Below are 26,952 nucleotides of genomic sequence, written 5' to 3'. Positions count from 1 at the left end.
GGGAAACGCCCGGACCCATCCCGAACCCGGAAGCTAAGCCTGCCAGCGCCGATGATACTACCCACACGGGTGGAAAAGTAGGACACCGCCGAACACAAATTGGAATCGCCCCCCACCATTGCGTGGGGGGCGATTTCCTTTTCTTTATTGTCGTCATCAATTGTTGCCGTCAATTCCGGCCAATTGTGACCCGGTCGTTCTTGGCCGTATCCTTTGCACAACGACGTCCACAAGAACGACGTCCACAAGAACGACGACGACAAGAACGACGACCACAAGTAGGAAGGGCCTACGTGCCCAAGGAGACCCAGGGCGGCGGCGAACGGCGCCCGCAGCGCGGCTCGAACGCCGGCGGCCAGCGACCGGGCAGAGATCATCGATCGGCACCGCGCGTCTCCGGACCGCAGCGCGCCCGTCGCGCCCAACCGCGACCGGCGACCGATGCGCCGCGCGACACCGGTCCGCCGATTCCCGCCGAGATCGACGCCAAACAACTCTCGCCGGAGATCCGCGGGGAGCTCACGACTCTCGACCGCGGGACCGCCGATGTCATCGCCCGTCACCTGGTGGCGGCCGGTGAACTCCTCGACGACGACCCCGAAGCCGCACTCGAACACGCGCGTGCGGCCAGGGCGCGTGCCGGCCGGATCGCCGCGATCCGCGAGGCCGTCGGCATCGCGGCCTACCACTGTGGCGACTGGGCGCAGGCGCTGGCTGAACTGCGGGCAGCGCGCAGAATGGGCAGCCGGTCGCCACTGCTGGCCCTGATCGCCGACTGTGAGCGCGGTATCGGTCGCCCTGAACGTGCCATCGAACTCGCCCGCAGCGCCGAGGCCGCCCAGCTCAGCGGTGACGACGCCGACGAACTGCGGATGGTGGTCGCCGGCGCCCGCTCCGACATGGGCCAGCACGAGCAGGCGCTGGCGATTCTGACCTCACCGGCGCTCGATCCGTCGCAGACCGGCCAGACCGCCGCCCGGCTGTTCTACACCTACGCCGAGACGTTGTTGACCCTCGGCCGCCCCGCGGAGGCGCTGGAGTGGTTCCTCAACGCTGCCCGCGCCGACGTCGAAGGGGTCACCGACGCCGAAGAGCGGATCACGGAGCTGTCCTGACGTGAAAACCCTTGCGCAGCAACATGATTGTCTGCTGCTTGACCTCGACGGCACGGTCTTTCGCGGTCATCAGCCGACGCCGGGTGCGGTGGAAACGCTGGCGGCCGTCGAGTCGCGGATCCTGTACGTCACCAACAATGCCTCCCGCGGCGCCGATCAGGTGGCCGAGCACCTGCGTGAGCTTGGCTTCAGCGCCGACCCGGATGACGTGGTGACCAGTGCCCAGAGTGCCGCACGCCTGCTGGCCGACCAGTTGCCGGCCGGGGCGAAGGTTCTCATCGTCGGCACCGATGCGCTGGCCGCTGAGGTCACCCACGTGGGCCTGGCGCCGGTTCGGCAGTGGTCGGACGATCCGGTCGCCGTGGTGCAGGGGCATTCACCGGAGACCGGCTGGGCTGACCTCGCCGAGGCGGGACTGGCGATCAGGTCCGGGACGCTGTGGATCGCCGCCAATGTGGACAAGACGCTGCCCTCGGAGCGTGGTCTGCTGCCGGGCAACGGCTCCATGGTTGCCGCGCTGCGGACCGCCACCGACCGGGAACCCCAGGTCGCCGGCAAGCCGTCACCGGTCCTGATGGCAGATGCCCTGTCCCGCGGTGACTTTCACACGCCGCTGGTGGTCGGCGATCGTCTCGACACCGACATCGCCGGAGCCATCGCCGCGAAACTGCCCAGCCTGATGGTGGTGTGCGGGGTGAACACCGCCGAGGACGCGGTCTGGGCGATCCCAGAGCAGCGGCCGGACTACATCGCCGAGGATCTGCGCGCCCTCACCGCGGACTCCGACACGCTGCGGGTCGGGCCGCACCCGGGCTGGCAGATCGAGGTCGACGCCGACACGGTCACGGTGCGGGCCACCGACCAGGATCCCGGCGATGCGCTGTCGGTGATCCGGGCGCTCGCCGACGCGGTCTGGAACGCCGACGCCGACCGCCGCCCCATGGCGATCTCGGCGGCTGACGACACCGCGCGACAGGCCCTGCAGCGCTGGTCGCTGCTCCCGGATGCCACCGGCAGGGTGCGCTAGCGTGAACACCGACATGACTGACGATCCCGACGCGATTCGCGCCCAGGTGGCCGAACTTCTGGGCGAGCATGCCGAGGTGGGCGAAGCCGACCTCGACGCTGTGGCTGCGCGCCTGGAGGAGGCGCACGAGCTCCTGTTGCAGGCGTTGGAATCGGTCGAGAAGGGCTGATCCGCGTGACGCGGCGCGCTCGTGTGGACGCCGAGCTGGTACGACGCGGGCTGGCCCGCTCGCGCCAGCAGGCCGCGGAGCTGATCGGCGCGGGGCGCGTCAGCATCGACGGGATGCCTGCAGCCAAGCCCGCGACCGCGATCCCGCTGAGCGCCAACCTGACGGTGATCGACGTCGGTGAGCACTCGTGGGTGTCCCGCGGAGCGCACAAACTGCTCGGCGCCCTCGAGTCCTTCGGCGTCCGGGTCGAGGGCCGCCGGTGTCTGGACGCGGGCGCGTCGACGGGCGGGTTCACCGAGGTGCTGCTCGACCGCGGGGCCGGCGAGGTCGTCGCCGTCGACGTCGGTTACGGCCAGCTCGCCTGGGCGCTGCGTACCGATCCACGGGTGACCGTGATGGAGCGCACCAACGTGCGCGACCTCACCGCCGACGGCATCGGTGGGCCGGTGGACCTCGTCGTCGCCGACCTGTCGTTCATCTCGCTGGCGACCGTGCTGCCGGCGCTGACCGCATGCGCGTCTCCGAGCGCCGATATCGTTCCCATGGTGAAGCCACAGTTCGAGGTCGGCAAATCCCGGGTGGGCGCCGGCGGGGTGGTGTCGGACCCAGCGCTGCGTGCCGACGCGGTGCGCTCGGTGGCCCGCCGGGCCGCCGAACTGCACTGGCACACCGTCGCCGTCGCCGCCAGCCCGTTGCCCGGGCCTGCGGGCAACGTCGAGTACTTCCTGCATCTGCGTGCCGACAGCGACCGCGCGCTATCAGCGGATTCGATTGACGGCGCGATCCGGCAGGCAGTCGAAGAGGGGCCGCAATGACGCACGAACGTACCATTCTGCTCGTTGTGCACACCGGCCGCGAGGAGGCCACCGAGGTGGCGCGCCGCGTCGAGAAAGTGCTCGGCGACAACGGAATCGCGCTGCGGGTTCTCTCCGCCGAAGCGGTCGATCGCGGCCCCGTCCACCTCGCGCCCGATGACCTGCGGGCCCTCGGGGTGGAGATCGAGGTCGTCGACGCCGACCCGTTGGCCGCCGAGGGGTGTGAACTGGTGCTCGTGCTCGGCGGCGATGGGACGTTCCTGCGAGCCGCCGACCTCGCCCGCAACGTCGAGATTCCGGTGCTCGGGGTGAATCTGGGCCGGATCGGTTTCCTCGCCGAGGCCGAGGCGGACTCCATCGACTCGGTTCTCGAGCGGGTCATCGCCCGCGACTACGTGGTCGAGGAACGCATGACACTGGACGTCGCGATCCGCGCCGGGGGAGAGCTCCTCGACCGTGGCTGGGCGCTCAACGAAGCCAGCCTGGAGAAGGGGCCACGGCTGGGGGTGCTCGGCGTCGTCCTGGAGGTGGACAGACGGCCGGTCTCGGCATTCGGGTGCGACGGCGTGCTGGTGTCCACACCGACCGGCTCGACGGCGTACGCGTTCTCGGCCGGTGGCCCGGTGCTGTGGCCTGACCTGGAGGCGATCCTAGTGGTGCCCAACAACGCCCACGCGTTGTTCGCCCGACCGATGGTGACCAGCCCGGAGGCTTCGATCGCCATCGAGATCGAGGCGGACGGCCACGACGCGCTGGTGTTCTGCGACGGTCGCCGGGAGATGGTGCTGCCCGCCGGGGGCCGGCTCGAGGTGACCCGGTGCGGCACGCCGCTGCGGTGGGCGCGGCTGGACAGTGCGCCCTTCACGGATCGGCTGGTGCGCAAGTTCAGGTTGCCGGTCACGGGGTGGCGCGGACCGTAGTGCTATCCGAGATCCATATCGAGGCGCTGGGCGCCATCAGCGCTGCGACCGCCGAGTTCGACGGCGGGCTGACCGTGCTCACCGGCGAGACCGGTGCTGGCAAGACCATGGTGGTCACCGGGCTGCACCTGCTGGGTGGCGCCCGCGCGGACCCCACCAAGGTGCGGTCGGGGGCGGCCCGGGCCGTCGTCGAAGGGCGCTTCGTCACCGACGAACTGGGCGACACGGTGATCACCAGGGTCGACGAGATCCTGGACTCCTCAGGCGCCGAGCGTGACGACGACCGCAGCGTCATCGCCGCCCGCTCGGTCAGCCGCGACGGGCCGTCGCGGGCGTATCTCGGCGGCCGCAGCGTGCCCGCCAAGTCGCTCAGCGGGTTCACCAACGAGTTGCTGACGCTGCACGGCCAGAATGATCAGCTCCGATTGATGCGGCCCGACCAGCAGCGCGCCGCCCTGGACCGGTACGCCGACGTCACCAGGCAGTTGCAGCGGTATCGCGCCCTGCGCGACCAGTGGCTGGCCGCCCGAGGAGACCTCGACGATCGTCGTCGCCGCGCTCGCGAGCTGACCCAGGAGGCCGACCGGCTGCAGTTCGCGCTGAACGAGATCGATGTGGTGGCGCCCCAGCCCGGCGAGGACGACGCCCTCGTCGCTGACATCCGCCGGCTGTCGGAGCTGGACTCGCTGCGCGAGGCGGTGCAGACGGCGCACGCGGCGCTGTCCGGCGCCGTCGACGAGGGGCCGGCCGACGGCTTCTCGGCCGCGTCCGCGGTCGGGCAGGCGCGCACGGCACTCGAAGGCACCGACGACGCCGCGCTGGCGGCGCTGTCCGAACAGCTCGGCGCGGCCCTGACGGTGCTCGTCGACGTCTCCGCAGAGCTGAGTCACTTCCTGTCCGAATTACCCACCGACGCAAGCTCGTTGGAGACCAAGCTGGCGCGCCAGGCCGAGTTGCGGACCTTGACGCGCAAGTACGCCGCCGACATCGACGGTGTGCTGGCCTGGGCGCGGGAGTCGCGTGAGCGGCTCGCCCAGCTCGACGTGTCCGAAGAGACGCTGGCAGAGCTGGAGCGCCGCGTCGACGGACTGCAGGCCGAGGTCGCCGATGCTGCTCAGGACCTGACGAAGGTCCGGGCCAAGGCGGCCAAGGGGTTGTCCAAGGCCGTCACCGCCGAACTGTCCGGGCTGGCGATGGCGGGTGCGGACTTCAGCATCACCGTCGGTCCGCTCGAAGCCCGCGTCGACGACACCGCCCCGCTGCCGCTGCCGTCGGGCACCGTCGTGCACGCCGGCCGCGACGGTGTCGACGCCGTCGAGTTCGGCTTCGCCGCGCACCGCGGCACCGACCTGCTGCCGCTGAACAAGAGCGCCTCCGGTGGCGAGCTCTCCAGGGTGATGCTGGCGCTCGAGGTGGTGCTGGCCACCTCCACCGAGGGCACCACGATGGTCTTCGACGAGGTCGACGCCGGGGTGGGTGGGCGTGCCGCCGTTCAGATCGGCCGGCGGCTGGCGCGGCTGGCCCGCACCCACCAGGTCATCGTCGTCACCCACCTGCCGCAGGTCGCGGCCTACGCCGACGTGCACCTGGTCGTCGAGGGTGACGTCGGCAGCAAGAGTGACCGCGCGAAATCCAGCGGGGTGCGACGGCTCGACGATGACAGTCGCGTTGCGGAGCTGGCCAGGATGCTCGCCGGGCTGGGGGAGTCCGACAGCGGCCGGGCGCATGCCCGCGAGCTTCTCGACGCCGCCCGCAGCGATCGTGAGCAGGTCTCCTAGCCCTGTGACAGATGTGAAAAGAAGTAACTAATGGGGCTGGTGTTACGGCGCGCCTCCAACGCATAACTGACGTTCCTGGACAGAATCCCCCCATGAAGATGTCTGCGTTGCTGTCCCGTAATGCCAGCTCACGGCCGGGGATCACCGGCACCGCCCGAGTTGACCGTGACATCGACCGGCTGCTGCGGCGCGTCTCACCCGGCGACATCGTCGTCATCGACGCCCAGGATCTGGACCGGATCACCGCGGACGCGCTCGTCGAGGCGAACGTCGCGGCGGTGGTGAACGCCTCGGCGTCGATCTCGGGACGCTACCCCAACCTCGGACCCGAGGTCCTCGTCGTCAACGGCATCATGTTGGTCGACAACACCGGCCCGGAGGTCTTCAAGAAGGTCAAGGACGGCGCACGCATCCGGATCAACGAGGGAGGCGTGTACTCCGGTGACCGGCGGCTGATCCTCGGCACCGAGCGCACCGACGCCGAGATCCACGAGCTGATGCAGGAAGCCAAAGGCGGGCTGGTCGCCCATCTGGAAGCCTTCGCCGGCAACACCATCGAGTTCATCCGCAGCGAGAGCCCGCTGCTCATCGACGGCATCGGTATCCCCGACATCGACGTCGACATGAACGGCAGGCATGTCGTGATCGTCGCCGAGGAGGACCACGCGGCCGCCGACCTGAAGGCGCTCAAGCCGTTCATCAAGGAGTATCAGCCCGTGCTCGTGGGGGTCGGCACCGGCGCCGACATCCTGCGCAAGGCCGGCTACCGGCCACAGCTGATCGTGGGCGACCCGGACAAGATCAGCACCGAGGTGCTGCGGTGCGGCGCGCAGGTGGTGTTGCCCGCCGATGCCGACGGGCACGCCGCAGGGCTGGAGCGGATCCAGGACCTCGGCGTGGGTGCGATGACCTTCCCCGCCGCCGGCTCGGCCGCCGACCTGTCGCTGCTGCTGTGTGACCATCACGGCGCCTCGCTGATCGTCACCGTGGGCCACACCGCCAGCATCGAGGAGTTCTTCGATCGCACCCGGCAGCGCAGCAATCCCTCGACGTTCCTGACCCGGTTGAAGGTCGGCGAGAAGCTGGTCGATGCCAAAGCGGTTGCCACGCTGTACCGCAGCCGGGTGTCCGGCGGAGCGATCGCGCTGCTGGTGTTGGCCATGCTGATCGCCGTCATCGCCGCGCTGTGGGTGTCGCGTGCCGACGCCGCGGTGCTCGAGTGGCTGGCCGAGTACTGGAACCGGGCCATGCTCTGGGTGCAGGGCCTGGTCTCCTAGAGGTGATGACGTGATCTCGCTGCGTTCGCATGCGATCTCGCTGGCTGCGGTGTTCCTGGCGCTGGCCATCGGCGTGGCCCTGGGCTCGGGGTTGCTGTCCAACACGGTGCTGTCCGGGCTGCGCGCCGACAAGAGCGAGATGCAGACCCAGATCGACTCGCTGACCGAGGACAAGAACGCTCTGAACGAAAAGCTCAGTGCGGCTGGCGACTTCGATGCCCAGATGGCACCGCGCATCCTGCGCGACAGCCTCGCGGAGAAGACGGTGATCCTGTTCCGTACCCCCGACGCCACCGACGGTGACGTCGAGGCGCTGACCCGACTGGTCGAGCAGGCCGGCGGTCGGGTGACCGGCAGCATCGGGTTGACCCAGGAGTTCGTCGACGCAAACTCCGCGGAGAAGTTGCTCTCGGTGGTCAACTCACCCATCGTCCCCGCCGGGGCGCAGTTGAGCACCGGATCCGTCGACCAGGGCTCCCAGGCGGGCGACCTGCTGGGGATCGCCCTGCTGGACAACCCGGACCCGGCGGTGCCGCCGGTCGACGACGCGTCCCGCGACACGGTGCTGGCCGCACTGCGCGACACCGGCTTCGTGACCTACGGCACTCAGCGCATCGGCGCCGCCGACGCCGCACTCGTGGTCACCGGCGGAGCGCTCGGCGACGATGCGGGCAACCAGGGCGCCACCGTCGCCCGGTTGGCGGCGGGCCTTGCCCCGCACGGCGCGGGCACCGTCCTGGCCGGGCGCGACGGTTCGGCGTCCGGAACCGCCGCGGTCGCGGTGACCAGGTCGGACGCTGCCCTCAACAGCGCTGTCAGCACCGTCGACGACGTCGACCGCGAACCCGGGCGGATCACCGCGGTGCTCGCACTGAGCGAACTGATCAACGGCGGCAGCGCGGGCCAGTTCGGCACCGGGCCGGGCGCGAGCGCCGTAACCGTCGCGCCGTAGGGCCGTAGTCCGACGAGGCACCCGCGTGTCAGCGACGGCTTGTCGGTGTCGGTGTTAGGGTGAGATTCCGTGGGTCGGCAGGCCCCTAATCGGACTCGATCTCCATCTGGGTCCCACCGAAACTAAGCCCTGCCCATCGTCACGGAGGTTGCTGTTGCCCGGCCGGAATCAGCTACGCAAGCACCCGCAGACCGCCACCAAACACATTTTCGTGACCGGTGGTGTGGTGTCGTCGCTCGGAAAGGGCCTGACTGCGTCCAGCCTCGGGCAACTGCTCACCGCGCGCGGCCTGCAGGTGACGATGCAGAAGCTCGACCCCTACCTCAACGTCGACCCCGGCACCATGAACCCGTTCCAGCACGGGGAGGTCTTCGTCACCGAAGACGGCGCCGAGACCGACCTCGACGTCGGGCACTACGAACGCTTCCTCGACCGCAACCTGTCCGGCTTCGCCAATGTCACTACGGGCCAGGTGTATTCGACGGTGATCGCCAAAGAACGGCGTGGGGAGTACCTCGGCGACACTGTTCAGGTCATCCCGCACATCACCGATGAGATCAAGCGGCGCATCCTGGCGATGGCCGAGCGCGACAGCCAGGGAAACCGGCCCGACGTGGTGATCACCGAGATCGGCGGCACCGTCGGCGACATCGAATCACTGCCGTTCCTGGAAGCTGCCCGCCAGGTGCGTCACGAGGTGGGCCGGGAGAACTGCTTTTTCCTGCACTGCTCGCTGGTGCCCTACATGGCGCCCTCCGGAGAGCTCAAGACCAAGCCGACCCAGCACTCGGTGGCCGCGCTTCGCAGCATCGGCATCACGCCCGATGCGCTGATCCTGCGCTGTGACCGGGATGTGCCCGAACCCCTGAAAATCAAGATCGCGCTGATGTGCGACGTCGACATCGACGGTGTCATCTCCACTCCCGACGCCCCGTCCATCTACGACATCCCCAAGGTGCTGCACCGCGAGGAACTCGACGCCTATGTGGTCAGGCGGTTGAACCTGCCGTTCCGCGACGTCGACTGGACACAATGGAACGACCTGCTGCGCCGGGTGCACGAACCGCGGGAATCTGTCCGGATCGCGCTGGTGGGCAAGTACATCGATCTGTCCGACGCCTATCTGTCGGTCGCCGAGGCGCTGCGGGCCGGCGGTTTCGCCCACCACGCCAAGGTGGAGATGCGGTGGGTGGCCTCCGACGACTGTGAGATCGACGGCGAGGCGGCAGCCGCGCTGGCCGACGTCGACGGTGTGCTGATCCCGGGCGGCTTCGGGATCCGAGGCATCGAAGGCAAGATCGGCGCCATCCGCTATGCGCGCAAGCGTGGCCTGCCGGTCCTCGGTCTGTGCCTGGGCCTGCAGTGCATCGTGATCGAGGCGGCACGGTCGATCGGGATCACCGAGGCCAATTCCGCCGAGTTCGAGCCCGCGACGCCCGACCCGGTGATCTCCACGATGGCCGACCAGCGCGAGGTCGTCGCCGGCGAAGCCGATCTCGGAGGCACCATGCGGCTCGGCGCCTATCCGGCTCACCTCGAGCCGGATTCCATCGTGGCGCGCGCATACGAGGCGACCGAGGTGTCCGAGCGGCACCGCCACCGCTACGAGGTCAACAACACCTACCGCGAGCGCATCGCCCAGAGCGGATTGCGGTTCTCGGGAACCTCACCCGACGGCCACCTCGTCGAGTTCGTCGAATACCCGCCCGAAGTGCATCCGTTCATCGTGGGCACCCAGGCGCACCCGGAGCTCAAGAGCCGTCCCACCCGGCCGCACCCGCTGTTCGCCGCGTTCATCGGCGCCTCGCTGGCGTACAAGAACGAGGAGCGGTTGCCCGTGGAAATGCCGGCGATTCCAGACAGCGCGGACGTCCCGGCCAACGGCGCCGAGCACGCCCTCGAAGACGTCCCGGCCCGTGGCTGACGACGACTGCGGCGTCAACAGCGGCAGTCACGAGTTCTCCGTCGCGGCGTCGGAAACCCTCTACGTCGGAAACATCTTCGCGCTGCGTGCCGACCAGGTCCGGATGCCGGGCGGCAACACCGCTCGCCGGGAGATCGTCGAGCACTTCGGGGCGGTGGCCGTCGTCGCGATCGACGACGAGGGCCGGATCGTGCTGGTCTACCAGTACCGGCACGCGTTCGGCAGGAGGTTGTGGGAACTGCCCGCCGGACTGCTCGACCTGGGCGGCGAACCCCCGCATGTGTCGGCGGCACGCGAACTGGCGGAGGAAGCGGGCCTGGCCGCCCGGACGTGGCACACGCTGGTCGACCTGGATTCCGCACCGGGCTTCAGCGACGAGAGCGTCCGGGTGTTCCTGGCCACCGGGCTCAGCGACGTGGACCGCTCGCAGGTGCACGACGAAGAAGCCGACCTGACGGTGCAGCGCTTCGTACTCGACGACGCCGTGGCCAAGGTCTACTCCGGTGAGATCGTGAACTCGATATCGGTCGCCGGGATCCTGGCCGCCCACGCGATGCCGGGCGTCGACAGCCTTCGCGCTGTCGACGCCCCCTGGATCGACCGTCCCACCGCCTTCGCCCGCCGGAAGGGGCACGGGTGACCCACTCGCTGTCCTTCGGCGCCGCCCTCGACGAACAGTTCCGGGGATACCTCGACCACCTGGCGATCGAGCGTGGGGTGGCGGCGAACACGCTGAGTTCCTATCGCCGAGATCTGCGGCGGTACGCCGAGCACCTCAACTCCCGGGGGATCGACGATCTGGCGAGCGTGGCGGAGGCCGACGTCAGCGAGTTCCTGGTGGCGCTGCGCCGCGGCGACCCGGACAACGGCGTGGTGCCGTTGTCGGCGGTCTCGGCCGCCAGAGCGCTGATCGCGGTGCGCGGCCTGCACCGGTTCGCCGCCGCCGAGGGGATCGCCGCGCTCGATGTGGCGCGTGAGGTGAAACCACCGACGCCCAGCCGCCGGCTGCCCAAGAGCCTGAGCATCGACGAGGTGCTGGCGTTGCTCGACGGCGCCGGCGGCGACAGCGAAACCGACGGCCCACTGACGCTGCGCAACCGTGCGCTGCTGGAACTGCTGTACTCGACCGGCGCGAGGATCTCGGAGGCAGTGGGCCTCGACCTCGACGACGTCGACACCCACGCCCGCTCGGTGCTGCTTCGCGGCAAAGGGGGCAAACAGCGCCTGATCCCGATCGGCCGCCCGGCCGTCGCCGCGCTGGACGCCTACCTGGTGCGCGGGCGTCCCGACCTCGCCAGCCGCGGCAGAGGCACCGCAGGCATCTTCCTCAACGCGAGGGGCGGGCGGCTGTCACGCCAGAGCGCCTGGCAGGTGCTTCAGGACTCCGCCGAACGCGCGGGCATCACCGCGACGGTGTCCCCGCACGTGCTGCGGCACTCCTTCGCCACCCATCTGCTCGACGGCGGTGCCGACGTCCGCGTCGTGCAGGAACTGCTCGGGCACGCATCGGTGACCACCACGCAGATCTACACCATGGTCACCGTGAACGCGCTGCGCGAAGTGTGGGCCGGAGCGCATCCGCGAGCGCGCTGACCGCTGCGCTCAGCCCAGATACTCCGNCTCGAGCACCAGGTCGGGCATCAGGGACTGGTATTCGAGGTGGGTCTTGTGCTCGACGGTGTTCCACAGCGTGCCCTGGTGTTCGCGCATGTAGGAACGGTACTTGGGCGCACCGGGTAGCCCGACGTTGTCGGCGACCACGATCGATCCCCGGTGCAGCCATCCGCGATCGAGCACGCTGCGCAGGTCCGACAGGTAGGCACGTTTGTCGTGATCGATGAACAGCAGATCCAGACCGCCCGGTGTGAACCCGTGATCGGAGGCCAGACTGTCGAGAGTGCGGCCACCGTCCCCGAGCGTGCCGACCACGCAGCTGACCCGATCGGCGACACCCGCGTGCGACCAGATGCGCCGTGCCACTTCGGCGTTGGCGGCAGAGAACTCGACCGAACAGATCCGCGCCGACGGTGCGGCCCGGGCGATGCGCAGTGCGCTGTAGCCGCAGTAGGTGCCGAGTTCGAGCACCAGGCTCGCCGAAGCGCGGCGCACGGCGGCGTCGAGCAGCCGACCCTTCTCGTCGCCGATGTTGACCAGCATCGCCTTCTCGTAGGCGAACCGGTCGATCGTGGCCAGGACGTCGTCGACGTCGCCGCGACCGGCGTGGGTCTGCACGTAGTCGGCGCAGGCGGCCTCTCGGCCATCGCCGATCTGGCCTGTGCGCAGGAACGACGGCATCCCCAGCGCGAGGCGCCACGTCGACCACCGCAGGAAAGGCAACCGTCGGGTGAGGCTCATGACATCAGCCTAGGCAGCCGTCGCGCCGTCGCCGAGTGGGTATTCAGGACGACTTTTCCGCCGATTTTCCGATCTGGCTGCACACTGGGCACGGTAAGCCTGCAGATTGCCTGCGGGTCTGCCTCATCTGCAGGAAGCTCACCGTTAAACTTGCCCGGATGTCCGCCAAGCCGCTGCGTTGCCTGACCAGCCAAGGTCCGGTATGACCGACGACGCGGACGGCGCGGCCGCCGAGCCGACACCGGGCCTGACCGGCCGGTTGCCGCGGCCGACGCCGGAGCCCACACCGCGCAGCACCCACGGACCGGCCAAGGTCGTGGCGATGTGCAACCAGAAGGGTGGTGTCGGCAAGACCACCTCCACGATCAACCTGGGCGCCGCCCTCGCCGAGTACGGCCGGCGGGTGCTGCTGGTCGATCTCGACCCGCAGGGCGCTCTGTCGGCAGGGCTCGGGGTGCCGCACTACGAGCTCGACAACACCGTGCACAACCTGCTGGTGGAGCCGCGGGTGTCGATCGACCAGGTGCTGCTGAGCACCCGGGTTCCCGGGCTGGACCTGGTACCCAGCAACATCGACCTGTCAGCGGCCGAGATCCAGCTGGTCAACGAGGTGGGCCGCGAGCAGTCGCTGGCTCGCGCGTTGTATCCGGTGCTGGACCGCTACGACTACGTGCTGATCGACTGTCAGCCGTCGCTGGGGCTGCTCACCGTCAACGGCCTGGCCTGCAGCGACGGGGTGATCATCCCCACCGAGTGTGAGTATTTCTCGCTGCGCGGTCTGGCCCTGCTGACCGACACCGTGGAAAAGGTGCACGACCGGCTCAACCCGAAGCTGTCGATCAGCGGGATCCTGATCACCCGCTACGACCCCCGCACCGTGAACTCCCGCGAGGTGATGGCCCGGGTGGTGGAGCGGTTCGGTGATCTGGTCTTCGACACGGTCATCACCCGCACCGTGCGCTTCCCGGAGACCAGCGTCGCCGGCGAACCCATCACCACCTGGGCGCCGAAATCGGCTGGTGCCGAAGCGTATCGAGCGCTGGCGCGTGAGGTCATCGACCGGTTCGGCGGGTGAGCGAGACGCTGTCCACCGAACAGACCGAGGATCCAGGGTCCGCCCCGACCGGCTTCCAGGTCCGGCTGAGCAACTTCGAGGGTCCGTTCGACTTGCTGCTGCAGCTGATCTTCGGCCACCGGCTCGATGTCACCGAAGTGGCGCTGCACCAGGTCACCGATGAGTTCATCGCCTACACCAAGGCGATCGGCCCGACGCTCGGGCTCGACGAGACGACGTCGTTCCTGGTGGTCGCGGCCACCCTGTTGGATCTCAAGGCGGCGCGGTTGCTGCCGGCCGGCGAAGTCCACGACGAAGAGGACCTGGCGCTGCTCGAGGTGCGTGACCTGTTGTTCGCCAGGTTGCTGCAGTACCGGGCGTTCAAGCACGTCGCGGTGATGTTCGCCGAGTTGGAGGCCGCCGCACTGCGCAGTTATCCGCGGGCAGTGGCATTGGAGGAGCGGTACGAAGACCTGCTGCCCGAGGTGATGCTCGGGGTCGACGCCGACCGGTTCGCGCAGATCGCAGCCGCGGCGTTCACTCCGCGGCCGGTGCCGACCGTGGGCACCGACCACCTGCATCAGGTATCGGTTTCGGTGCCCGAGCAGGCAGCCAACCTGATGTCGCTGCTGCAGAGGCGGGGCGTCGGCGAGTGGGCGTCGTTCTCCGACCTGGTAGCTGACTGCGAGATGCCGATGGAGATCGTCGGCCGGTTCCTGGCGCTGCTCGAACTGTACCGAGCCAGGGCGGTAGCATTCGACCAGTCAGAACCGCTTGGTGTGCTCCAGATTTCGTGGACAGGCGAGCAACCGAGCAGCCCACAACTGGCGACCGCGGACGCGGAATAGACAAGACAGATGGCTAACGAAACCTCAGATCCTACGGCCGAGCACACGCTTGACACCGAACACGACGACGCCGAACCGAACGACACCGAACTCAACGACTCCGAACTCAACGACTCCGAACTCAACGACTCCGAACTGGACGACACCGAACTCGGTTCGGTGCTCGAGGCGCTGCTGCTCGTCGTCGACACCCCGGTCGCCGTCGACGCGCTGGCCACCGCCACCGATCAGCCCGCCTCCCGGGTCGCCGACACGCTGCACTCGATGGCCGCCGAGCTCACCGCCCGTGACAGCGGCATCGAACTGCGCGAAGCCGGCGGGGGATGGCGGATGTACACCCGCGCGAAGTTCGCGCCGTACGTCGAGCGGCTGCTGCTCGACGGCACCCGCTCGAAGCTGACCCGCGCGGCGCTGGAGACGTTGGCCGTGGTCGCCTACCGGCAACCGGTGACCCGGGCCCGGGTGAGCGCGGTACGGGGGGTCAACGTCGATGCGGTGATGCGCACGCTGCTGGCCCGTGGGCTGATCACCGAGGCCGGCACCGACACCGATTCCGGTGCCGTCACCTTCGCAACGACAGAACTGTTCCTGGAACGGCTCGGGCTCACTTCGCTGGCCGACCTTCCCGATATCGCACCGCTGCTGCCAGACGTCGACGTGATCGACGACCTCAGCGAAAACCTCAGTGACGAACCACGTTTCATGAAGCTCAACGGCGCTCCCACCCCCGGGGCGGCGGTTTCCTTCGACGTGGACCGGGAGTGATGATGACCGACGACGACGGTGTGCGTCTCCAGAAAGTGTTGTCCCAGGCCGGAATTGCCTCCCGCCGGGTCGCCGAACGGATGATCCGGGACGGTCGGGTCGAGGTGGACGACGTGGTGGTCACCGAGATGGGCACCCGGGTTGATCCGAGTGTGTCGGTGATCCGGGTCGACGGCGTCCGGATCACCCTCGACGACACGCTGGTGCACCTGGCCATCAACAAGCCGGTGGGCATGCACTCCACGATGTCCGATGACCGTGGGCGCCCCTGCGTCGGCGATTTGGTGGAACACCGGGTCCGGGGCAACAAGAAGCTGTTCCACGTCGGCCGCTTGGACGCCGACACCGAAGGGCTGCTGTTGCTGACCAACGAAGGGGAGCTCGCGCACCGGCTGATGCACCCGTCGTACGAGGTGCCCAAGACGTACCTCGCGACCGTCACCGGCATGGTGACGCGCGGGCTGGGCCGCAAGCTGCGCGACGGGATCGAGCTGGACGACGGGCCGGTGCGGGTCGACGACTTTGCGGTGGTCGACGCGGTACCGGGCAAGTCGCTGGTGCGGGTGACGTTGCACGAGGGCCGCAAGCGCATCGTGCGCCGACTGCTGGCCAAAGTGGGTTACCCGGTGCTGGAACTGGTCCGCACCGACATCGGCCCGGTGACACTCGGGGACCAGCGTCCGGGCAGCATCCGGGTGTTGACGCAGAAGGAGATCGGCGAACTGTACAAGGCGGTGGGCCTGTGAGCCGTGCACTGGTGATAGCGATCGACGGACCGGCCGGAACCGGAAAGTCCTCGGTGGCAAGAGGTTTGGCGCAGTCACTGCACGCCAGGTATCTGGACACCGGCGCCATGTACCGGATCGTCACGCTCGCCGTGCTGCGTAGCGGCATCGACCTCGGAGACGCAGCGGCGATCGCGGAGGCCGCCGACGGCATCGAGTTGGCGGTCGGCCACGACCCGGGCCAGGACCGCTCGTATCTGGCGGGCGAGGACGTCTCGGCAGAGATCCGCGGTGACGCCGTGACCAAGGCGGTGTCGGCGATCTCGGCGGTGCCCGCGGTGCGCACCCGGTTGGTCGCACTGCAGCGCACGCTGGCGCAGGGGCCTGACAACGTGGTGGTCGAGGGACGCGACATTGGCACCGTCGTACTCCCCGATGCCGACGTGAAGATCTTCCTGACCGCCTCACCGGAGGAACGGGCCCGGCGCCGCAACGACCAGAACGCCGCCGCCGGGTTGCCCGACGACTACGAGCGGGTGCTCGCCGACGTCAAGCGGCGCGACCACCTGGACAGCTCGCGCGCGGTGTCGCCGCTGCGGGCGGCTGAGGATGCGCTCGTCGTCGACACCAGCGACATGAATCAAGCCGAGGTGATCGCTCATCTGACAGAGCTCATCCACGAGAAAGCCGGGGTTGCGCGATGAGCGCCTGCGCGAAGAGAAGATGGCACAAGTGAGCGACGGATCCGACGACACCTGGGCAGACGAAAGCGACTGGGAGCTGGGCGCCGAGGAGGTCGCCGAGGCTATCGAGGAGGCGGCCGCACCGCCGCCGGTGGTGGCCGTCGTCGGCCGGCCCAACGTGGGCAAGTCCACGCTGGTCAACCGGATCCTGGGGCGTCGCGAAGCAGTGGTGCAGGACGTTCCCGGCGTGACCCGCGACCGGGTGTCTTACGACGCCCTGTGGTCCGGGCAGCGATTCGTGGTTCAGGACACCGGCGGCTGGGAGCCCGACGCGAAGGGTCTGCAGCAGCTGGTCGCCGATCAAGCCTCGGTGGCGATGCGCACCGCCGACGCGATCATCCTGGTCGTCGATTCCATCGTCGGGGCCACCGCGGCCGACGAAGCCGCCGCCAAGTTGCTGCAGCGTTCCGGCAAGCCGGTCTTCTTGGCCGCCAACAAGGTCGACACCGACCGCGGCGAAGCCGATGCGGCCGCGCTGTGGTCGTTGGGGCTGGGGGAGCCGCACTCGGTCAGCGCGATGCACGGCCGGGGGGTCGCCGACCTGTTGGACGTCGTCGTCGCGGCGTTGCCCACCGTCTCCGAGGTCGGCGGCGGTGGCGGCGGCCCCCGGCGGGTGGCTTTGGTCGGCAAACCGAACGTCGGCAAGTCCTCGCTGCTCAACCGGCTGTCCGGCGACGAGCGGTCGGTGGTGCACGACGTCGCGGGCACCACGGTGGACCCGGTCGACTCGTTGATCGAGATGGACGGCAAGCTGTGGCGTTTCGTCGACACCGCGGGATTGCGCCGCAAGGTCGGCCAGGCCAGCGGCCATGAGTTCTACGCCTCGGTGCGGACCCACGGCGCGATCGACTCCGCCGAGGTGGTGATCGTGCTGATCGACGCCTCACAGCCGCTGACCGAGCAGGACCAGCGGGTGCTGACCATGGTCACCGAGGCCGGCCGGGCGTTGGTGCTGGCGTTCAACAAATGGGACCTGGTCGACGAGGACCGCCGGTTCCTGTTGGACCGCGAGATCGACCTGCAGTTGGCGCAGCTGCAGTGGGCGCCCCGGGTGAACATCTCGGCCAAGACCGGCCGGGCGGTGCAGAAACTGGTGCCGGCGCTGGAGACCGCGCTGGCCTCGTGGGATTCGCGCATCTCCACCGGACCTCTCAACACGTTCTTCAAGGAGATCGTCGCCGCCACCCCGCCGCCGGTGCGCGGCGGCAAGCAGCCACGGATCCTGTTCGCCACCCAGGCCACCGCGCGGCCGCCGACGTTCGTGTTGTTCACCACCGGGTTCCTCGAGGCGGGTTACCGGCGCTTCCTGGAACGCAAGCTGCGGGAGACGTTCGGTTTCGAGGGCAGCCCGATCCGGATCAACGTCAGGGTCCGGGAGAAGAGAGGCGCCCGCACCCGGACCCGCTGACTTCGGCGTGCGCAGTCGCGTACCGCGACGCCGAGCACGCCGTGATCGCTCGGTAGGTTGTCCGGGTGCCCGTCATCGACATGATCCTGATCGCACTGGCGGGCGTGGGAGCCGGCGCGATCAACGCCGTCGTCGGATCCGGCACGCTGATCACCTTCCCCACGCTGGTGGCGCTGGGCTATCCGCCGGTGACGGCCACTATGTCCAACGCTGTCGGCCTGGTCGCCGGCGGGGTGTCCGGGACGTGGGGGTACCGCCGCGAGTTGCGCGGACAGCGCGGCCGGCTGGTCTGGCAGATCCCGGCATCGATCGTCGGGGCTGGGTTTGGCGCGTGGCTGCTGCTGCACCTGCCGGAGAAGGTCTTCATCCAGGTCGTCCCGGTGCTGTTGATCGCCGCGCTGGCGCTGGTGGTGGTCGGCCCGCGGATCCAGGCCTGGGCGCGCAGGCGCGCCGAGGCCGCCGGACGGTCGGTCGATCATGTGTCGGTGGGGCGGATGACCGCGCTGGTGGCGGCGACGTTCGCCGTCGGTGTGTACGGCGGTTACTTCACCGCAGCCCAGGGCATCATGCTGATCGCCGCGATGGGAGCGTTGCTGCCCGAGGACATGCAGCGGATGAACGCCGCCAAGAACCTGCTGTCACTGTTGGTCAACATCGTGGCTGCGGTGGCCTACACCGTCGTGGCGTTCGACCGGATCAGCTGGGCCGCGGCCGGTCTGATCGCCGTGGGGTCCCTGGTCGGCGGTTTCCTCGGCGCCCACTACGGCCGGCGACTCTCGCCGACCGTGCTGCGGGTCGTGATCGTGGTGGTGGGATTGATTGGGCTGTTCCGGTTGTTGACCGTGTAATGTGTCCGAAGTCTGGTGAGCTCACAAGTGAGGAATGTCGATGGCTGAACGGGTGCTGATCGCGCCGTCACCATCCGACGTGTCCGCGCTCGAGCCGTTCTGGCCGTCCCGCAGGTTGATGGCGTTCGACGAATGGTGTTGTCCGCGTCCCTGACGCGCACCCATCCGTCCGTTGCGGTCACCATGCGGTGATCACCTTCTTCGAAGGCAGCCATGCGTTCGCTTCTCATCTTCACGCTGGTCGGCGCTGGAGCTCAGCTCGTCGACGGCGCACTCGGTATGGCGTTCGGTGTCACCGCCACGACGTTGTTGGTGCTCTCGGGCGTGGGCGCCGCGCAGGCCAGCGCCGCCGTGCACCTCGCCGAGGTCGGCACGACGTTCGCATCCGGGTTGTCGCACTGGAAGTTCAAGAACATCGACTGGGTTCTGGTCGCCAAACTCGGTGCACCGGGAGCGGTGGGCGCGTTCGTCGGTGCGACGGTGCTGTCGTCGCTGGCGACCGAGCATGCCGCCCCTCTGATGGCCGCGATCCTGGTGGCGATCGGCACCTACGTGCTGTTGCGCTTCTCCCTGCGCACCCCGCTGACGTTCGGGACTCGGGGCACCAGCCACAGCACGAAGTTCCTGGCGCCGCTGGGCCTGTTCGGCGGATTCATCGACGCCTCCGGTGGCGGCGGCTGGGGCCCGGTGACGACGAGCACGTTGCTGTCGCAGGGCAAGACCGCCCCGAGGACCGTGATCGGCTCGGTGAGCGCGTCGGAGTTCCTGGTGTCGGTGGCGGCCTCGCTGGGGTTCCTGATCGGGCTGCGGCAGGAGTTCCTGCAGAACTGGCCGGTGGTGGTGGGCCTGATGGTCGGCGGGGTGATCGCCGCCCCGTTCGCGGCCTGGTTGGTCAGCCGCGTGAGCCCAGCGCTGTTGGGCAGCGCCGTGGGTGGAGTCATCGTGTTGACCAACAGCCAGAAGCTGGTGCACTTCTTCGACATCCACTGGCCGTGGTCGACGGTGATCTACTCGGTGATCGTGGTCGTGTGGGTGTCGCTGGTCGTCTACGCCTGGCGGGTGTCTCGGGCACCGCGGTTCGTTCCCGAGACCGGCGAGGTCGCCGCGGGGGAGAGCGACTCAGAATCGATCACGCGCTGATTCCTGCTCGATGACGGCCTCGAGATCACCGAGTCGGTCCATGGACGAGACGGCCCGGCGGGTGCGGTGGTTGCGGGCCAGCAGGTTGCGGTGGCGGTGGGTGAACGCCCAGTAACCAGCGGTGAAGGGGCACGCATCCTCGCCGAGGCGTTTCTTGGGGTCGAAGTCACAGTCGCCGCAGTGGTCGCTCATCTTGTTGATGTACGCGCCAGCGGAGGTGTACGGCTTGGTGGCCAGCAGGCCGCCGTCGGCATGCTGACTCATCCCGATGACGTTGGTGGGCATCACCCACCGGAACCCGTCGACATAGGCGGTGGCGAACCATTCGGTGAGCTGGTCGGGACGGTAACCCCGCTGCAGCGCGTGACTGCCGAGCACCATCAGCCGCTGGATGTGGTGGGTCCAGCCGCGGTCCCGGACACCTTCGAGGGCGTCACGCAGGCACCGCGCGGTCACTGCGTCGGCATCCAGGTCGGCCCACCAGGACGGCAGCGTCGTGCGGGCCGAGAGTTGGTTGTTGGCAGGGTATTCCGGGCCGAAATGCCAGTACAGGTGCCACATGTATTCGCGCCAGCCGAGGATCTGCCGGATGAAGCCTTCGACAGCGGCCAGCGGTGCCCGATTCTCCCGGTAGGCGCGTTCGGCCGCCTCGACCGCGTCGAGGGGATGCAGCACCCCCGAGGTTGAGCGGGACCGACAGCAGGGAGTGCGACATCGCCCAGTCGTCGCCCATGATGGCGTCCTCGTAGCGGCCGAATGCCGACAGGCGGTGCTCGATGAAGCGGGTCAGCGCGCGCTTGGCCTCCGCGGGGGTGACGGCGAACAGGCGGGGCCCGTCGACGCCCACGGTATCGAGGTCCATCCGGTCGAGATCACTGCGGACCTGCTCGTCGATGTCGTCCTCGCGGGGTTTGTACGGGGCGGGGACGTCGAGCGTCTTCTGTTTCTTCGGTGGGGGTTCGCGGTTGTCCTCGTCGTAGTTCCACCGGTTGCCCACGGGGTCCTTGCCCTCCATCAAGACATCGAATCGGCGCCGCTGGTCTCGGTAGAAGTCCTCCATCCGGAACCGCGAGCGGTCACCGGCCCAGTCCCGAAAGTCCTTGCGGGGGAGAGCGAATGTCGGGGTGGGCAGAACGTCGGCGACGAGGCCGTTCGTGCGGAGCCGGTGGACGAACTTCTCGGCGGCGTGGGAGGTGGGTTCGTGGACGAGGACCGGTCGGTTGAACCGTTTGAGTGCGTCGGTGTAGGTATCGGCCTGGATGAGGGTTGCACGGTCACCCAGGTCCTGGTCAGCGTGCCGCAGGGCCGACAGGACGAAGGTGCAGTTTCTGGCGGTGGTAGCGGCGCTTGGTGAGTGCGGAGGCGGCCTCGACGAGCAGCACCTCGCGGTGGGCGTGCTCGCCGCCGTGGACCGCCGGACCGAGCTGGTCGGCGAACAGCCACAGGGGAGTGTCGTCGCTCATCAACCCGAGGGTAGGCGCGGGCCACGACACCAGCCTGGCGGTTGGGATCTGGGTCAGGGCCTGAGGTAGGCTTTCGACCGCCCGCCGGCGATCCCGGCGGCACCACGGGCTGTGGCGCAGCTTGGTAGCGCACTTGACTGGGGGTCAAGTGGTCGCAGGTTCAAATCCTGTCAGCCCGACACAGGTCAGAGGCCCTTTCCGAACTTCGGGAAGGGCCTTTTTCATGCCCGTACCCAAACTGTGTACCCAAACCAGCTCAAACGATCTGAAGCTTGACCCGCTTGGCGGGGTCGGCGGGTGGCGGGACGCTGGGCTCTTGAGAGAGGCTATAGACGTCGAGGACGCCGACGACCGCCGCCAGCAGCGGTGACGGCCACGTCTCTACCGGGTACTGGCCGAGTTTGTCGGCCAACTCGCGGCGAAGCTGCCAGAGTTGCGCATCGTCGGATGAGTTCATCAGTCCTACTCCTAGAGTCCGAGAGCCGCGCCCAGGCCGTCGACCGCAGCCCGCGCCGTGTCGTCGCTTGTGTGCCCGTACAGGTCGCCGGTGATGCTGATGGATGAATGTCCGAGTAGGTCCGCAGCCGCCTTGATATGTACGCCCGACTCCAGCCAGGCCACCGCGGCGCTGTGTCGCATGGTGTGCGCGCCGACGGCTTCGATCTTGGCCTTCTTCGCCGCCAGTTCTACGGTGCGCAGCACGTTCCTCGGCTCCAGCATCGTCCCAAGTTCGGTGGCGAACACCACCCCGGTATCGGTCCACTGGTCGCCAGCCGCGAGCCGTTCCTCGAGCTGCTGTGTCCGCCAGCCCTTGAGCGCGGTCACCACCCCGGCGTGCAGCGGCACCCGCCGCCGCGAGCGGTCAGTCTTGGGTTCGGTCAGTACCAACTCACCATCCACCCGTGACAGCGTGTGACGCACCGTCAATTCGCCCTTGTCGAGATCCACGTCCGACCACAACAGACCGGCGATCTCCCCTCGGCGCAGACCGGTTGCCGCCATAAGCATCACGGCCACGTAGTAGCGCAGACCTTTCGCCGCGTCGAGCAACCGTGCCACGTCGGCAGCGGCGAGGTACTTCGCCTCGGTGCGCGCGACGCCGGGGCGCTTCACCTTGGCCACCGGATTCGACGCCAGCAGGCCGTCCCGCACCGCGACGTCGAGCGCCTGGCGCAGCACCGTATAGACCCCGCGCACGGTCGAGTCAGCCAGCTTCTTTCCGCGCAGTTCGACAATCAACGCCTCGACGTCGGATGGCTTCAACCGGTCCAGCCGCTTCGCCCCGATAGCCGTTGCCTCAAGGTGCTTGCGCGACAGCGAGCCGTACAGGCTCTTGGTCGTGGCTTTGCGGTCTGACGCTGCGAGCGACGATTCACGCCACCGCTCCAGCCATGACGCCACCGTGTCGGGCGCGTCCTTGGCGGGCTTGCCGTCCTCGATGCGGCGACGAACTTTCTTCAATTCCTTGCGGCACTCTGCAGCCGTCGCCCCGTACACCGACGCCGACGTACGCTTCTCGGTCACCGGGTCGATGTACGACACCCGCCCTTCCCAGCGTCCACTCGGCCGCTGACGCACGTTGCCCTCACCATTGGCGCGCTTGCTCATGCCTTCTTCTTTCCTTGGGTCGTCGGCGGTAGGAATCCACGGTCGCGGGCGCGCTTGATGTACTCGTGGGCCATTCGCGGCTTCACCCCGAACGCACGCGCAACCGCCTCGGCTGGGGCGTGATTGAAGTTCGCGCGATAGACGTCCGCGACTTCCCGCAGTAATTGAGCATCCACATAGCGCCGGCCCGTACGCATGTCGTCTATGAGGTTGCGAAGCACGCGGTGCTGTTCTTCGCCGATCGCAGGTATGGCGATGCCGTCTGGTCCATCGCGCCATACGTCGCGGACCTCAAAGATCCAGTGCCTGTAGATGCTGTTGACGAGGCTTGCCAGCTCGGTTGCGCGCAGATGTTTCTGTCGAATTTCGCCCTGGTCTGGACCAGCACGAAAGCTGAGCTCGACCAGCCTCGGAACTGCATCGCGTAGCTCAACCCTGAAATGCGTATCCGGTTCGTTGTGGCCGAACAGGTCGAACTCGACCCAGGCCGGCAGAAATCTGATTGACGGACTCCACTCGCCCTCGGCTATCGGAGACCCATCTGAGTCGGGCAGCTGCCCAGCGATACGTCCTGGCTTCTCGCCGTCGGTGGCGAACATCGGCTCGCCGTGAATTCCGCAGGCCAGGAAGTCATTCGAGATCACAAACCGCATACGGCCATCGGCCAACTCATAGCTTCTGGAAGGGCCATCGCCGATTCGGTGGAGCTGCGGCATTCTGCGAAACCTCCCATCGCGGTTCGGTAGTGCAATGTTGTTACTCTGCGCTTAACTCTGCATTCTGTCAATAGCCGCTGAAACACCAGCGGAAACGTCAGAACTAGTGCGGAGGTCAACATGGACAGCACAGTCAGGCGGCTGGTGCCAATACCCGAAGCGCGCGAAGTGCTCGGCGGCATCGGCCACACCACCATCTACGACCTGATCAAGCGCGGCGAGATCGTCAAGGTCAACATCGGCCGCCGCGGGTTCATCACCTCGGAATCCCTTGCGGCATACGTAGATCGGCTGAGCGAGGCGGCGACAGCATGACCTACAGACGAGAAGGCCGCCCCGGCGGCTACACCGAAGCGGCTCTCAAGTCCATGGGTGCGGACTACGACGAGCATAACCCGACCTCCCGACAGCTCCGCCGACGTCGCGCGGCGAGCTGGCGCATGGAACCGCTCACTTCCGGTCATCGCGACCCCTGGCAGCGCTACAACGACCCCGAGCCCTCCGAACGCCTGGTCGACGGATACCGCGACGCAATCGCCCACCTGGGATTCCTCGGCCTGACCGCAGCCCCGCGCATCCCCGAGATGCGCGCGATGTGGCGCCGGGGAGGCGACGATCAGCGGCTCGTGCGGATGCTCGCCGAGCGTTGGGAGATCGCGGCGTGACCGACGACGATGACACCTGGCGGCAGATGGAGGCGGCCCGCGAGGTCGCAGCCCTGTATGACGAGCGTTCGGTCACCGCCGCCTGGCTCGACTCCCAGGTGTTCCCGCCGCTGGAATGGATCGTCGAAGGCGTCCTACCCGAGGGCATGGGGCTATTGGTGGCACCTCCGAAGGCAGGCAAGTCGTGGATGGTGGCCGGGGTCGCACTGGGATGCGCAGCCGGCGGCTGCGCACTCGCCAAGATCCCCGTGAAGAAGCGACCCGTGCTGTACTTGGCGTTAGAGGACGGGCACCGCCGTCTGCAGCACCGCTTCCGCACCCTCATGGAGGACCAGCCGCTACCGGACGGGCTGGAGGTAGTCACGCGCGCATCCTCGAACGAGGCACTGGTCATCATCGACGAGTTCCTACGCCGCCACCGCGACCACGCCCCGCTGGTCATCGTCGACACCCTAGGAAAAGTCAAGCCGCCCAAGGCATCCCACGAGGACTCCTACGCCGCCGACTATCGCATCGGTGGGGCACTAAAGCAACGCATCGACGACGTACCCGGCGGCTGCCTACTGCTGGTGCACCACACCCGCAAGGCCGAATCCGCCGACTTCATCGACGCGGTATCAGGCACCCAAGGCATCGCCGGGTCTGCCGACTTCGTGCTGGTGCTGTCCCGTAAACGCCACGCCCAGAACGCCGTCCTGGCAGTCACCGGCCGCGACGTCCACGAGAACGAGTACGCCTTCACCACCGAAGGCGGCCGGTGGTCGATCGACGGCATGGATCTCATGGACGCCGCCGCGACAGTGGGCAAGCGGAAAGACACCGACAGCCTCGGGGACCGCAGTCTCGACGCCTTGACATTCGTCAGCGGCCGACCGCTCGGCACACGACAGGCCGACCTAGCGGGACACCTCGGCATCGACAACGACACGGCGGGCCGGTACCTGCGGCGACTCCACGACGCCGGGCGCATCGACAAACGCACACGAGGTATCTACGCACCCGTGTCCGCAGTGTCCGTTGTGTCCGTTTCGGACGAACCCACAGGTCAGTCAGACCAGGGCGAACTCACCCAAACGGACACAACGGACACAACGGACACCGATGGGCAGGGCGGCCAATGAACCGAGGCCAACGCCGCCGACTGCCGAAGGACGTTCGGGAGGTCGCCGACAACGCGCACTGCCCCGACTGCGACAGCGAGGCCGAGGTGACAGAACCCGTGACCGGCTTCTACTACCTGCAAATCCGCCACGACGACACCTGTCCGTGGTTCAACACCCACCGAAAGGCGAACAACCAATGACCACCGAAAACACCATCGAGCCCGTGGACGGCAGCGTCTACGCCTACCAAGTCACCCCGCACGAGGGCCTCGCCTACGTCACCATCGCAGGCCCCGACGAAGACAAGCCGATGATCGTTGCCTTCGACCGCGACGACCTCGACCACCTCAAGGCCGCACGCAAGGAACTACGGGCGGCGGGGGTCAAGAAAGCCCCCGACCCTGGCGCAGTCCTCCAGATCCTCAACGAGGCCAACCGCCGCGACTCGTTCATCCACGACCGCGTCGAGTACCGGTACATCCCGCTCGAAGGCAAATGGGTGGCGTGGGGTCGCACCGACATCACAGAGGACGAGCAGTGACCAACGACGACAGCGCACCAGTCGGCCGCCCACTCACCGACGCCGAACGCCACCTTCTCAACGAGATCCTCGAATGGAAGATCGGGCACAACATCGCCCAACAAGGCGTGCACGTAGACCCCGACTCCGTGACCGCCGCCCTCGATGACCTCAACAAGCGCACACCCCTGCACCGCCAGTACGGCGAACACCACGTGCACATCCACACCGGCAACCCCGATCAAGTGATCCTTACCGTCCGCCGCACGTGGCTTGCCTTCCACGCCAGCCCCTACGTCGTCGAGATCACCGAAGACGAACTGGAGCGCGCGATGAGCAGAGGAGACGTCGCGTGACCGCGAAGCCCTGCCTCGACTGCGGTCAGCCGAGCCCCCGCAGCCGCTGCACATCATGCCGAGGATATGACTCGAAGTGGGATGCGCTGAGTAAGAAGGCCCGCCGGATGCAGAGCTGGTGCACAGACTGCGGCAGCGTCGAGGACCTCCAGCTCGACCACCTGCCCAGCGCATGGGAGCGCAAAGCCAAGGGACAGCGCATCCGCCTCGGCATCGACGCCCAGGTCGTCTGTCGACTCTGCAACGTCGCACGCGGTCAAGCCCGACCGGAACCCCAAGCGCTACAACAACATTCACACGGCAGAGGTGGCGGGGTACCCCGGTCAAAGTCCCTGCTCAGACCGCCCAGTCAAAGTTTGAGTTACACACCGGGAAATGGGCGATGACGTCACTTACTGCCGAGCTTCAATGCGATGTCTTGGAGGTGCCACTGCATGGACTTGCCGGTCTCCGCCTCAAGCCTCACCAGCAGTGTCCCGGCGAGGTTCAACAGCCCGAACAGCAGCTTCATCTCTCCGTCAGCCCCGCCTTCGTCAGCTGCCTCGGTGACGTATGCCAGAACTCGCTGATTGGACGCCGCGGTGTCGTCGGGGTTCCCGGTGGCCCACTCTGTCATCACGTCGATGGCTCTGCGCGTGTTGTCGTTCTTGTCCACCCC

The 26,952-nt window shown here is 67.9% G+C and carries 30 protein-coding genes, 1 tRNA gene, 1 rRNA gene and 1 pseudogene; 27 read left to right on the top strand and 6 right to left on the bottom strand.

What is annotated here, in order from left to right; translation table 11 throughout:
• The 12 genes from rrf to xerD form a co-directional block, all read left to right on the top strand.
• Positions 1-94 (top strand): 5S ribosomal RNA (rrf, locus tag BEMPMBAN_RS13840); the annotation flags it as partial.
• 199 nt (positions 95-293) lie between these two features.
• A complete protein-coding gene (locus tag BEMPMBAN_RS13835; protein WP_159230950.1) occupies positions 294-1,115 on the top strand; it encodes a tetratricopeptide repeat protein in 822 nt (273 codons plus the stop codon).
• Position 1,116: 1 nt separating this feature from the next.
• On the top strand, positions 1,117-2,142 hold the full coding sequence (locus BEMPMBAN_RS13830; RefSeq protein ID WP_159230949.1) for an HAD-IIA family hydrolase: 1,026 nt from the start codon (positions 1,117-1,119) through the stop codon (positions 2,140-2,142).
• 1 nt (position 2,143) lies between these two features.
• A complete protein-coding gene (locus tag BEMPMBAN_RS13825) occupies positions 2,144-2,311 on the top strand; it encodes a hypothetical protein (RefSeq protein ID WP_159230948.1) in 168 nt (55 codons plus the stop codon).
• 5 nt (positions 2,312-2,316) lie between these two features.
• Positions 2,317-3,126: a TlyA family RNA methyltransferase gene (locus BEMPMBAN_RS13820; protein WP_159230947.1), complete on the top strand. Its 810-nt coding sequence runs from the start codon at positions 2,317-2,319 to the stop codon at positions 3,124-3,126.
• Positions 3,123-4,046 carry an NAD kinase gene (locus BEMPMBAN_RS13815; protein ID WP_159230946.1) on the top strand — a complete coding sequence of 308 codons (924 nt, stop codon included), beginning with the start codon at positions 3,123-3,125 and terminating at the stop codon, positions 4,044-4,046. Before BEMPMBAN_RS13820 ends, BEMPMBAN_RS13815 begins: the two co-directional genes overlap by 4 nt.
• A complete protein-coding gene (recN, locus tag BEMPMBAN_RS13810) occupies positions 4,046-5,824 on the top strand; it encodes a DNA repair protein RecN (protein WP_159230960.1) in 1,779 nt (592 codons plus the stop codon). The genes BEMPMBAN_RS13815 and recN overlap by 1 nt, the downstream gene beginning before the upstream one ends.
• A gap of 92 nt (positions 5,825-5,916) precedes the next feature.
• Entirely contained in the window at positions 5,917-7,101 is a 1,185-nt protein-coding gene (gene steA / locus BEMPMBAN_RS13805) for a putative cytokinetic ring protein SteA (RefSeq protein WP_159230945.1), read from the top strand.
• Between the two features lie 10 nt (positions 7,102-7,111).
• Entirely contained in the window at positions 7,112-8,053 is a 942-nt protein-coding gene (locus tag BEMPMBAN_RS13800) for a copper transporter (RefSeq protein WP_159230944.1), read from the top strand.
• A 154-nt stretch (positions 8,054-8,207) separates the two neighbouring features.
• Entirely contained in the window at positions 8,208-9,977 is a 1,770-nt protein-coding gene (locus BEMPMBAN_RS13795) for a CTP synthase (RefSeq protein WP_159230943.1), read from the top strand.
• Entirely contained in the window at positions 9,970-10,617 is a 648-nt protein-coding gene (locus BEMPMBAN_RS13790; RefSeq protein ID WP_159230942.1) for an NUDIX domain-containing protein, read from the top strand. Before BEMPMBAN_RS13795 ends, BEMPMBAN_RS13790 begins: the two co-directional genes overlap by 8 nt.
• Positions 10,614-11,570: a site-specific tyrosine recombinase XerD gene (gene xerD, locus BEMPMBAN_RS13785; RefSeq protein ID WP_159230941.1), complete on the top strand. Its 957-nt coding sequence runs from the start codon at positions 10,614-10,616 to the stop codon at positions 11,568-11,570. Before BEMPMBAN_RS13790 ends, xerD begins: the two co-directional genes overlap by 4 nt.
• A 9-nt stretch (positions 11,571-11,579) precedes the next feature.
• Here the strand turns inward: xerD and BEMPMBAN_RS13780 are convergent, their stop codons facing one another.
• Entirely contained in the window at positions 11,580-12,332 is a 753-nt protein-coding gene (locus BEMPMBAN_RS13780) for an O-methyltransferase (RefSeq protein WP_159230940.1), read from the bottom strand.
• Between the two features lie 202 nt (positions 12,333-12,534).
• On the opposite strand from BEMPMBAN_RS13780, the gene BEMPMBAN_RS13775 reads away from it, so the two are divergent.
• The 8 genes from BEMPMBAN_RS13775 to BEMPMBAN_RS13740 all read left to right on the top strand — a co-directional run bounded on the left by BEMPMBAN_RS13775 (position 12,535) and on the right by BEMPMBAN_RS13740 (position 19,863).
• A complete protein-coding gene (locus BEMPMBAN_RS13775; RefSeq protein ID WP_159230939.1) occupies positions 12,535-13,407 on the top strand; it encodes a ParA family protein in 873 nt (290 codons plus the stop codon).
• Positions 13,404-14,234 (top strand): segregation/condensation protein A, encoded by an 831-nt coding sequence (locus BEMPMBAN_RS13770; protein WP_200845971.1) that lies wholly within the window; start codon positions 13,404-13,406, stop codon positions 14,232-14,234. Before BEMPMBAN_RS13775 ends, BEMPMBAN_RS13770 begins: the two co-directional genes overlap by 4 nt.
• A gap of 9 nt (positions 14,235-14,243) precedes the next feature.
• A complete protein-coding gene (gene scpB / locus BEMPMBAN_RS13765; RefSeq protein WP_159230938.1) occupies positions 14,244-14,999 on the top strand; it encodes an SMC-Scp complex subunit ScpB in 756 nt (251 codons plus the stop codon).
• Positions 15,000-15,001: 2 nt separating this feature from the next.
• A complete protein-coding gene (locus tag BEMPMBAN_RS13760; RefSeq protein ID WP_159230937.1) occupies positions 15,002-15,745 on the top strand; it encodes a pseudouridine synthase in 744 nt (247 codons plus the stop codon).
• Positions 15,742-16,428 (top strand): (d)CMP kinase, encoded by a 687-nt coding sequence (cmk, locus tag BEMPMBAN_RS13755; RefSeq protein WP_159230936.1) that lies wholly within the window; start codon positions 15,742-15,744, stop codon positions 16,426-16,428. The genes BEMPMBAN_RS13760 and cmk overlap by 4 nt, the downstream gene beginning before the upstream one ends.
• Before the next feature lie 19 nt (positions 16,429-16,447).
• The gene (der, locus tag BEMPMBAN_RS13750; RefSeq protein WP_159230935.1) at positions 16,448-17,875 is read left to right on the top strand and encodes a ribosome biogenesis GTPase Der; all 1,428 of its coding nucleotides are present in this window, start codon (positions 16,448-16,450) and stop codon (positions 17,873-17,875) included.
• Between the two features lie 80 nt (positions 17,876-17,955).
• Positions 17,956-18,723 carry a sulfite exporter TauE/SafE family protein gene (locus tag BEMPMBAN_RS13745; protein WP_159230958.1) on the top strand — a complete coding sequence of 256 codons (768 nt, stop codon included), beginning with the start codon at positions 17,956-17,958 and terminating at the stop codon, positions 18,721-18,723.
• A 213-nt stretch (positions 18,724-18,936) separates the two neighbouring features.
• Positions 18,937-19,863, top strand: coding sequence for a sulfite exporter TauE/SafE family protein (locus BEMPMBAN_RS13740; RefSeq protein ID WP_159230933.1), 927 nt, complete (start codon positions 18,937-18,939; stop codon positions 19,861-19,863).
• Here the strand turns inward: BEMPMBAN_RS13740 and BEMPMBAN_RS13735 are convergent.
• A pseudogene (locus tag BEMPMBAN_RS13735) lies at positions 19,843-21,326 on the bottom strand (cryptochrome/photolyase family protein). The gene BEMPMBAN_RS13740 and the pseudogene BEMPMBAN_RS13735 sit on opposite strands and share 21 nt — an antisense overlap.
• Before the next feature lie 105 nt (positions 21,327-21,431).
• On the opposite strand from BEMPMBAN_RS13735, the gene BEMPMBAN_RS13730 reads away from it, so the two are divergent.
• Positions 21,432-21,505 (top strand) — tRNA-Pro (locus BEMPMBAN_RS13730).
• Between the two features lie 77 nt (positions 21,506-21,582).
• Here the strand turns inward: BEMPMBAN_RS13730 and BEMPMBAN_RS13725 are convergent.
• The 3 genes from BEMPMBAN_RS13725 to BEMPMBAN_RS13715 are packed head-to-tail and all read right to left on the bottom strand — an operon-like array spanning position 21,583 to position 23,650.
• On the bottom strand, positions 21,583-21,783 hold the full coding sequence (locus BEMPMBAN_RS13725) for a hypothetical protein (protein ID WP_159230932.1): 201 nt from the start codon (positions 21,781-21,783) through the stop codon (positions 21,583-21,585).
• An 11-nt stretch (positions 21,784-21,794) separates the two neighbouring features.
• A complete protein-coding gene (locus tag BEMPMBAN_RS13720) occupies positions 21,795-22,934 on the bottom strand; it encodes a tyrosine-type recombinase/integrase (RefSeq protein ID WP_159230931.1) in 1,140 nt (379 codons plus the stop codon).
• On the bottom strand, positions 22,931-23,650 hold the full coding sequence (locus BEMPMBAN_RS13715) for a hypothetical protein (protein WP_159230930.1): 720 nt from the start codon (positions 23,648-23,650) through the stop codon (positions 22,931-22,933). The genes BEMPMBAN_RS13720 and BEMPMBAN_RS13715 overlap by 4 nt, the downstream gene beginning before the upstream one ends.
• A 120-nt stretch (positions 23,651-23,770) precedes the next feature.
• Between BEMPMBAN_RS13715 and BEMPMBAN_RS13710 the strand changes: the two genes are divergently transcribed.
• The 6 genes from BEMPMBAN_RS13710 to BEMPMBAN_RS13685 are packed head-to-tail and all read left to right on the top strand — an operon-like array spanning position 23,771 to position 26,294.
• Complete coding sequence (locus BEMPMBAN_RS13710; RefSeq protein WP_159230929.1) at positions 23,771-23,965, top strand: helix-turn-helix transcriptional regulator; 195 nt, start codon at positions 23,771-23,773, stop codon at positions 23,963-23,965.
• Positions 23,962-24,315, top strand: a complete 354-nt coding sequence (locus BEMPMBAN_RS13705) for a DUF1997 domain-containing protein (protein WP_159230928.1) — start codon at positions 23,962-23,964, stop codon at positions 24,313-24,315. Before BEMPMBAN_RS13710 ends, BEMPMBAN_RS13705 begins: the two co-directional genes overlap by 4 nt.
• Positions 24,312-25,436, top strand: a complete 1,125-nt coding sequence (locus tag BEMPMBAN_RS13700; protein ID WP_234897447.1) for an AAA family ATPase — start codon at positions 24,312-24,314, stop codon at positions 25,434-25,436. The genes BEMPMBAN_RS13705 and BEMPMBAN_RS13700 overlap by 4 nt, the downstream gene beginning before the upstream one ends.
• Positions 25,433-25,618, top strand: coding sequence for a hypothetical protein (locus BEMPMBAN_RS13695; RefSeq protein WP_159230927.1), 186 nt, complete (start codon positions 25,433-25,435; stop codon positions 25,616-25,618). Before BEMPMBAN_RS13700 ends, BEMPMBAN_RS13695 begins: the two co-directional genes overlap by 4 nt.
• The gene (locus tag BEMPMBAN_RS13690; protein WP_159230926.1) at positions 25,615-25,959 is read left to right on the top strand and encodes a hypothetical protein; all 345 of its coding nucleotides are present in this window, start codon (positions 25,615-25,617) and stop codon (positions 25,957-25,959) included. The genes BEMPMBAN_RS13695 and BEMPMBAN_RS13690 overlap by 4 nt, the downstream gene beginning before the upstream one ends.
• A complete protein-coding gene (locus BEMPMBAN_RS13685; protein WP_159230925.1) occupies positions 25,956-26,294 on the top strand; it encodes a hypothetical protein in 339 nt (112 codons plus the stop codon). Before BEMPMBAN_RS13690 ends, BEMPMBAN_RS13685 begins: the two co-directional genes overlap by 4 nt.
• A gap of 388 nt (positions 26,295-26,682) precedes the next feature.
• On the opposite strand, the gene BEMPMBAN_RS13680 is transcribed toward BEMPMBAN_RS13685, so the two are convergent.
• Positions 26,683-26,949, bottom strand: coding sequence for a hypothetical protein (locus BEMPMBAN_RS13680; protein ID WP_159230924.1), 267 nt, complete (start codon positions 26,947-26,949; stop codon positions 26,683-26,685).
• Positions 26,950-26,952: the final 3 nt, after the last annotated feature.

Origin of the sequence: Mycolicibacterium austroafricanum (genome assembly GCF_902705885.1) — a bacterium.
In the GTDB taxonomy this organism is placed as follows: Bacteria; Actinomycetota; Actinomycetes; order Mycobacteriales; family Mycobacteriaceae; genus Mycobacterium; species Mycobacterium vanbaalenii_A.
The sequence above is the reverse complement of the archived record's forward strand: the minus strand, read 5'-3'. Positions and strand labels throughout refer to the sequence as shown.

Coding starts and splice junctions, on each gene's coding strand:
- BEMPMBAN_RS13815 (WP_159230946.1), top strand. CDS start 3,123: ATGACGCACGAACGTACCATTCTGCTCGTTGTGCACACCGGCCGCGAG.
- steA (WP_159230945.1), top strand. CDS start 5,917: ATGAAGATGTCTGCGTTGCTGTCCCGTAATGCCAGCTCACGGCCGGGG.
- BEMPMBAN_RS13775 (WP_159230939.1), top strand. CDS start 12,535: ATGACCGACGACGCGGACGGCGCGGCCGCCGAGCCGACACCGGGCCTG.
- scpB (WP_159230938.1), top strand. CDS start 14,244: ATGGCTAACGAAACCTCAGATCCTACGGCCGAGCACACGCTTGACACC.
- BEMPMBAN_RS13760 (WP_159230937.1), top strand. CDS start 15,002: ATGACCGACGACGACGGTGTGCGTCTCCAGAAAGTGTTGTCCCAGGCC.
- der (WP_159230935.1), top strand. CDS start 16,448: ATGGCACAAGTGAGCGACGGATCCGACGACACCTGGGCAGACGAAAGC.
- BEMPMBAN_RS13745 (WP_159230958.1), top strand. CDS start 17,956: ATGATCCTGATCGCACTGGCGGGCGTGGGAGCCGGCGCGATCAACGCC.
- BEMPMBAN_RS13740 (WP_159230933.1), top strand. CDS start 18,937: ATGCGTTCGCTTCTCATCTTCACGCTGGTCGGCGCTGGAGCTCAGCTC.
- BEMPMBAN_RS13725 (WP_159230932.1), bottom strand. CDS start 21,783: ATGAACTCATCCGACGATGCGCAACTCTGGCAGCTTCGCCGCGAGTTG.
- BEMPMBAN_RS13720 (WP_159230931.1), bottom strand. CDS start 22,934: ATGAGCAAGCGCGCCAATGGTGAGGGCAACGTGCGTCAGCGGCCGAGT.
- BEMPMBAN_RS13715 (WP_159230930.1), bottom strand. CDS start 23,650: ATGCCGCAGCTCCACCGAATCGGCGATGGCCCTTCCAGAAGCTATGAG.
- BEMPMBAN_RS13710 (WP_159230929.1), top strand. CDS start 23,771: ATGGACAGCACAGTCAGGCGGCTGGTGCCAATACCCGAAGCGCGCGAA.
- BEMPMBAN_RS13705 (WP_159230928.1), top strand. CDS start 23,962: ATGACCTACAGACGAGAAGGCCGCCCCGGCGGCTACACCGAAGCGGCT.
- BEMPMBAN_RS13695 (WP_159230927.1), top strand. CDS start 25,433: ATGAACCGAGGCCAACGCCGCCGACTGCCGAAGGACGTTCGGGAGGTC.
- BEMPMBAN_RS13690 (WP_159230926.1), top strand. CDS start 25,615: ATGACCACCGAAAACACCATCGAGCCCGTGGACGGCAGCGTCTACGCC.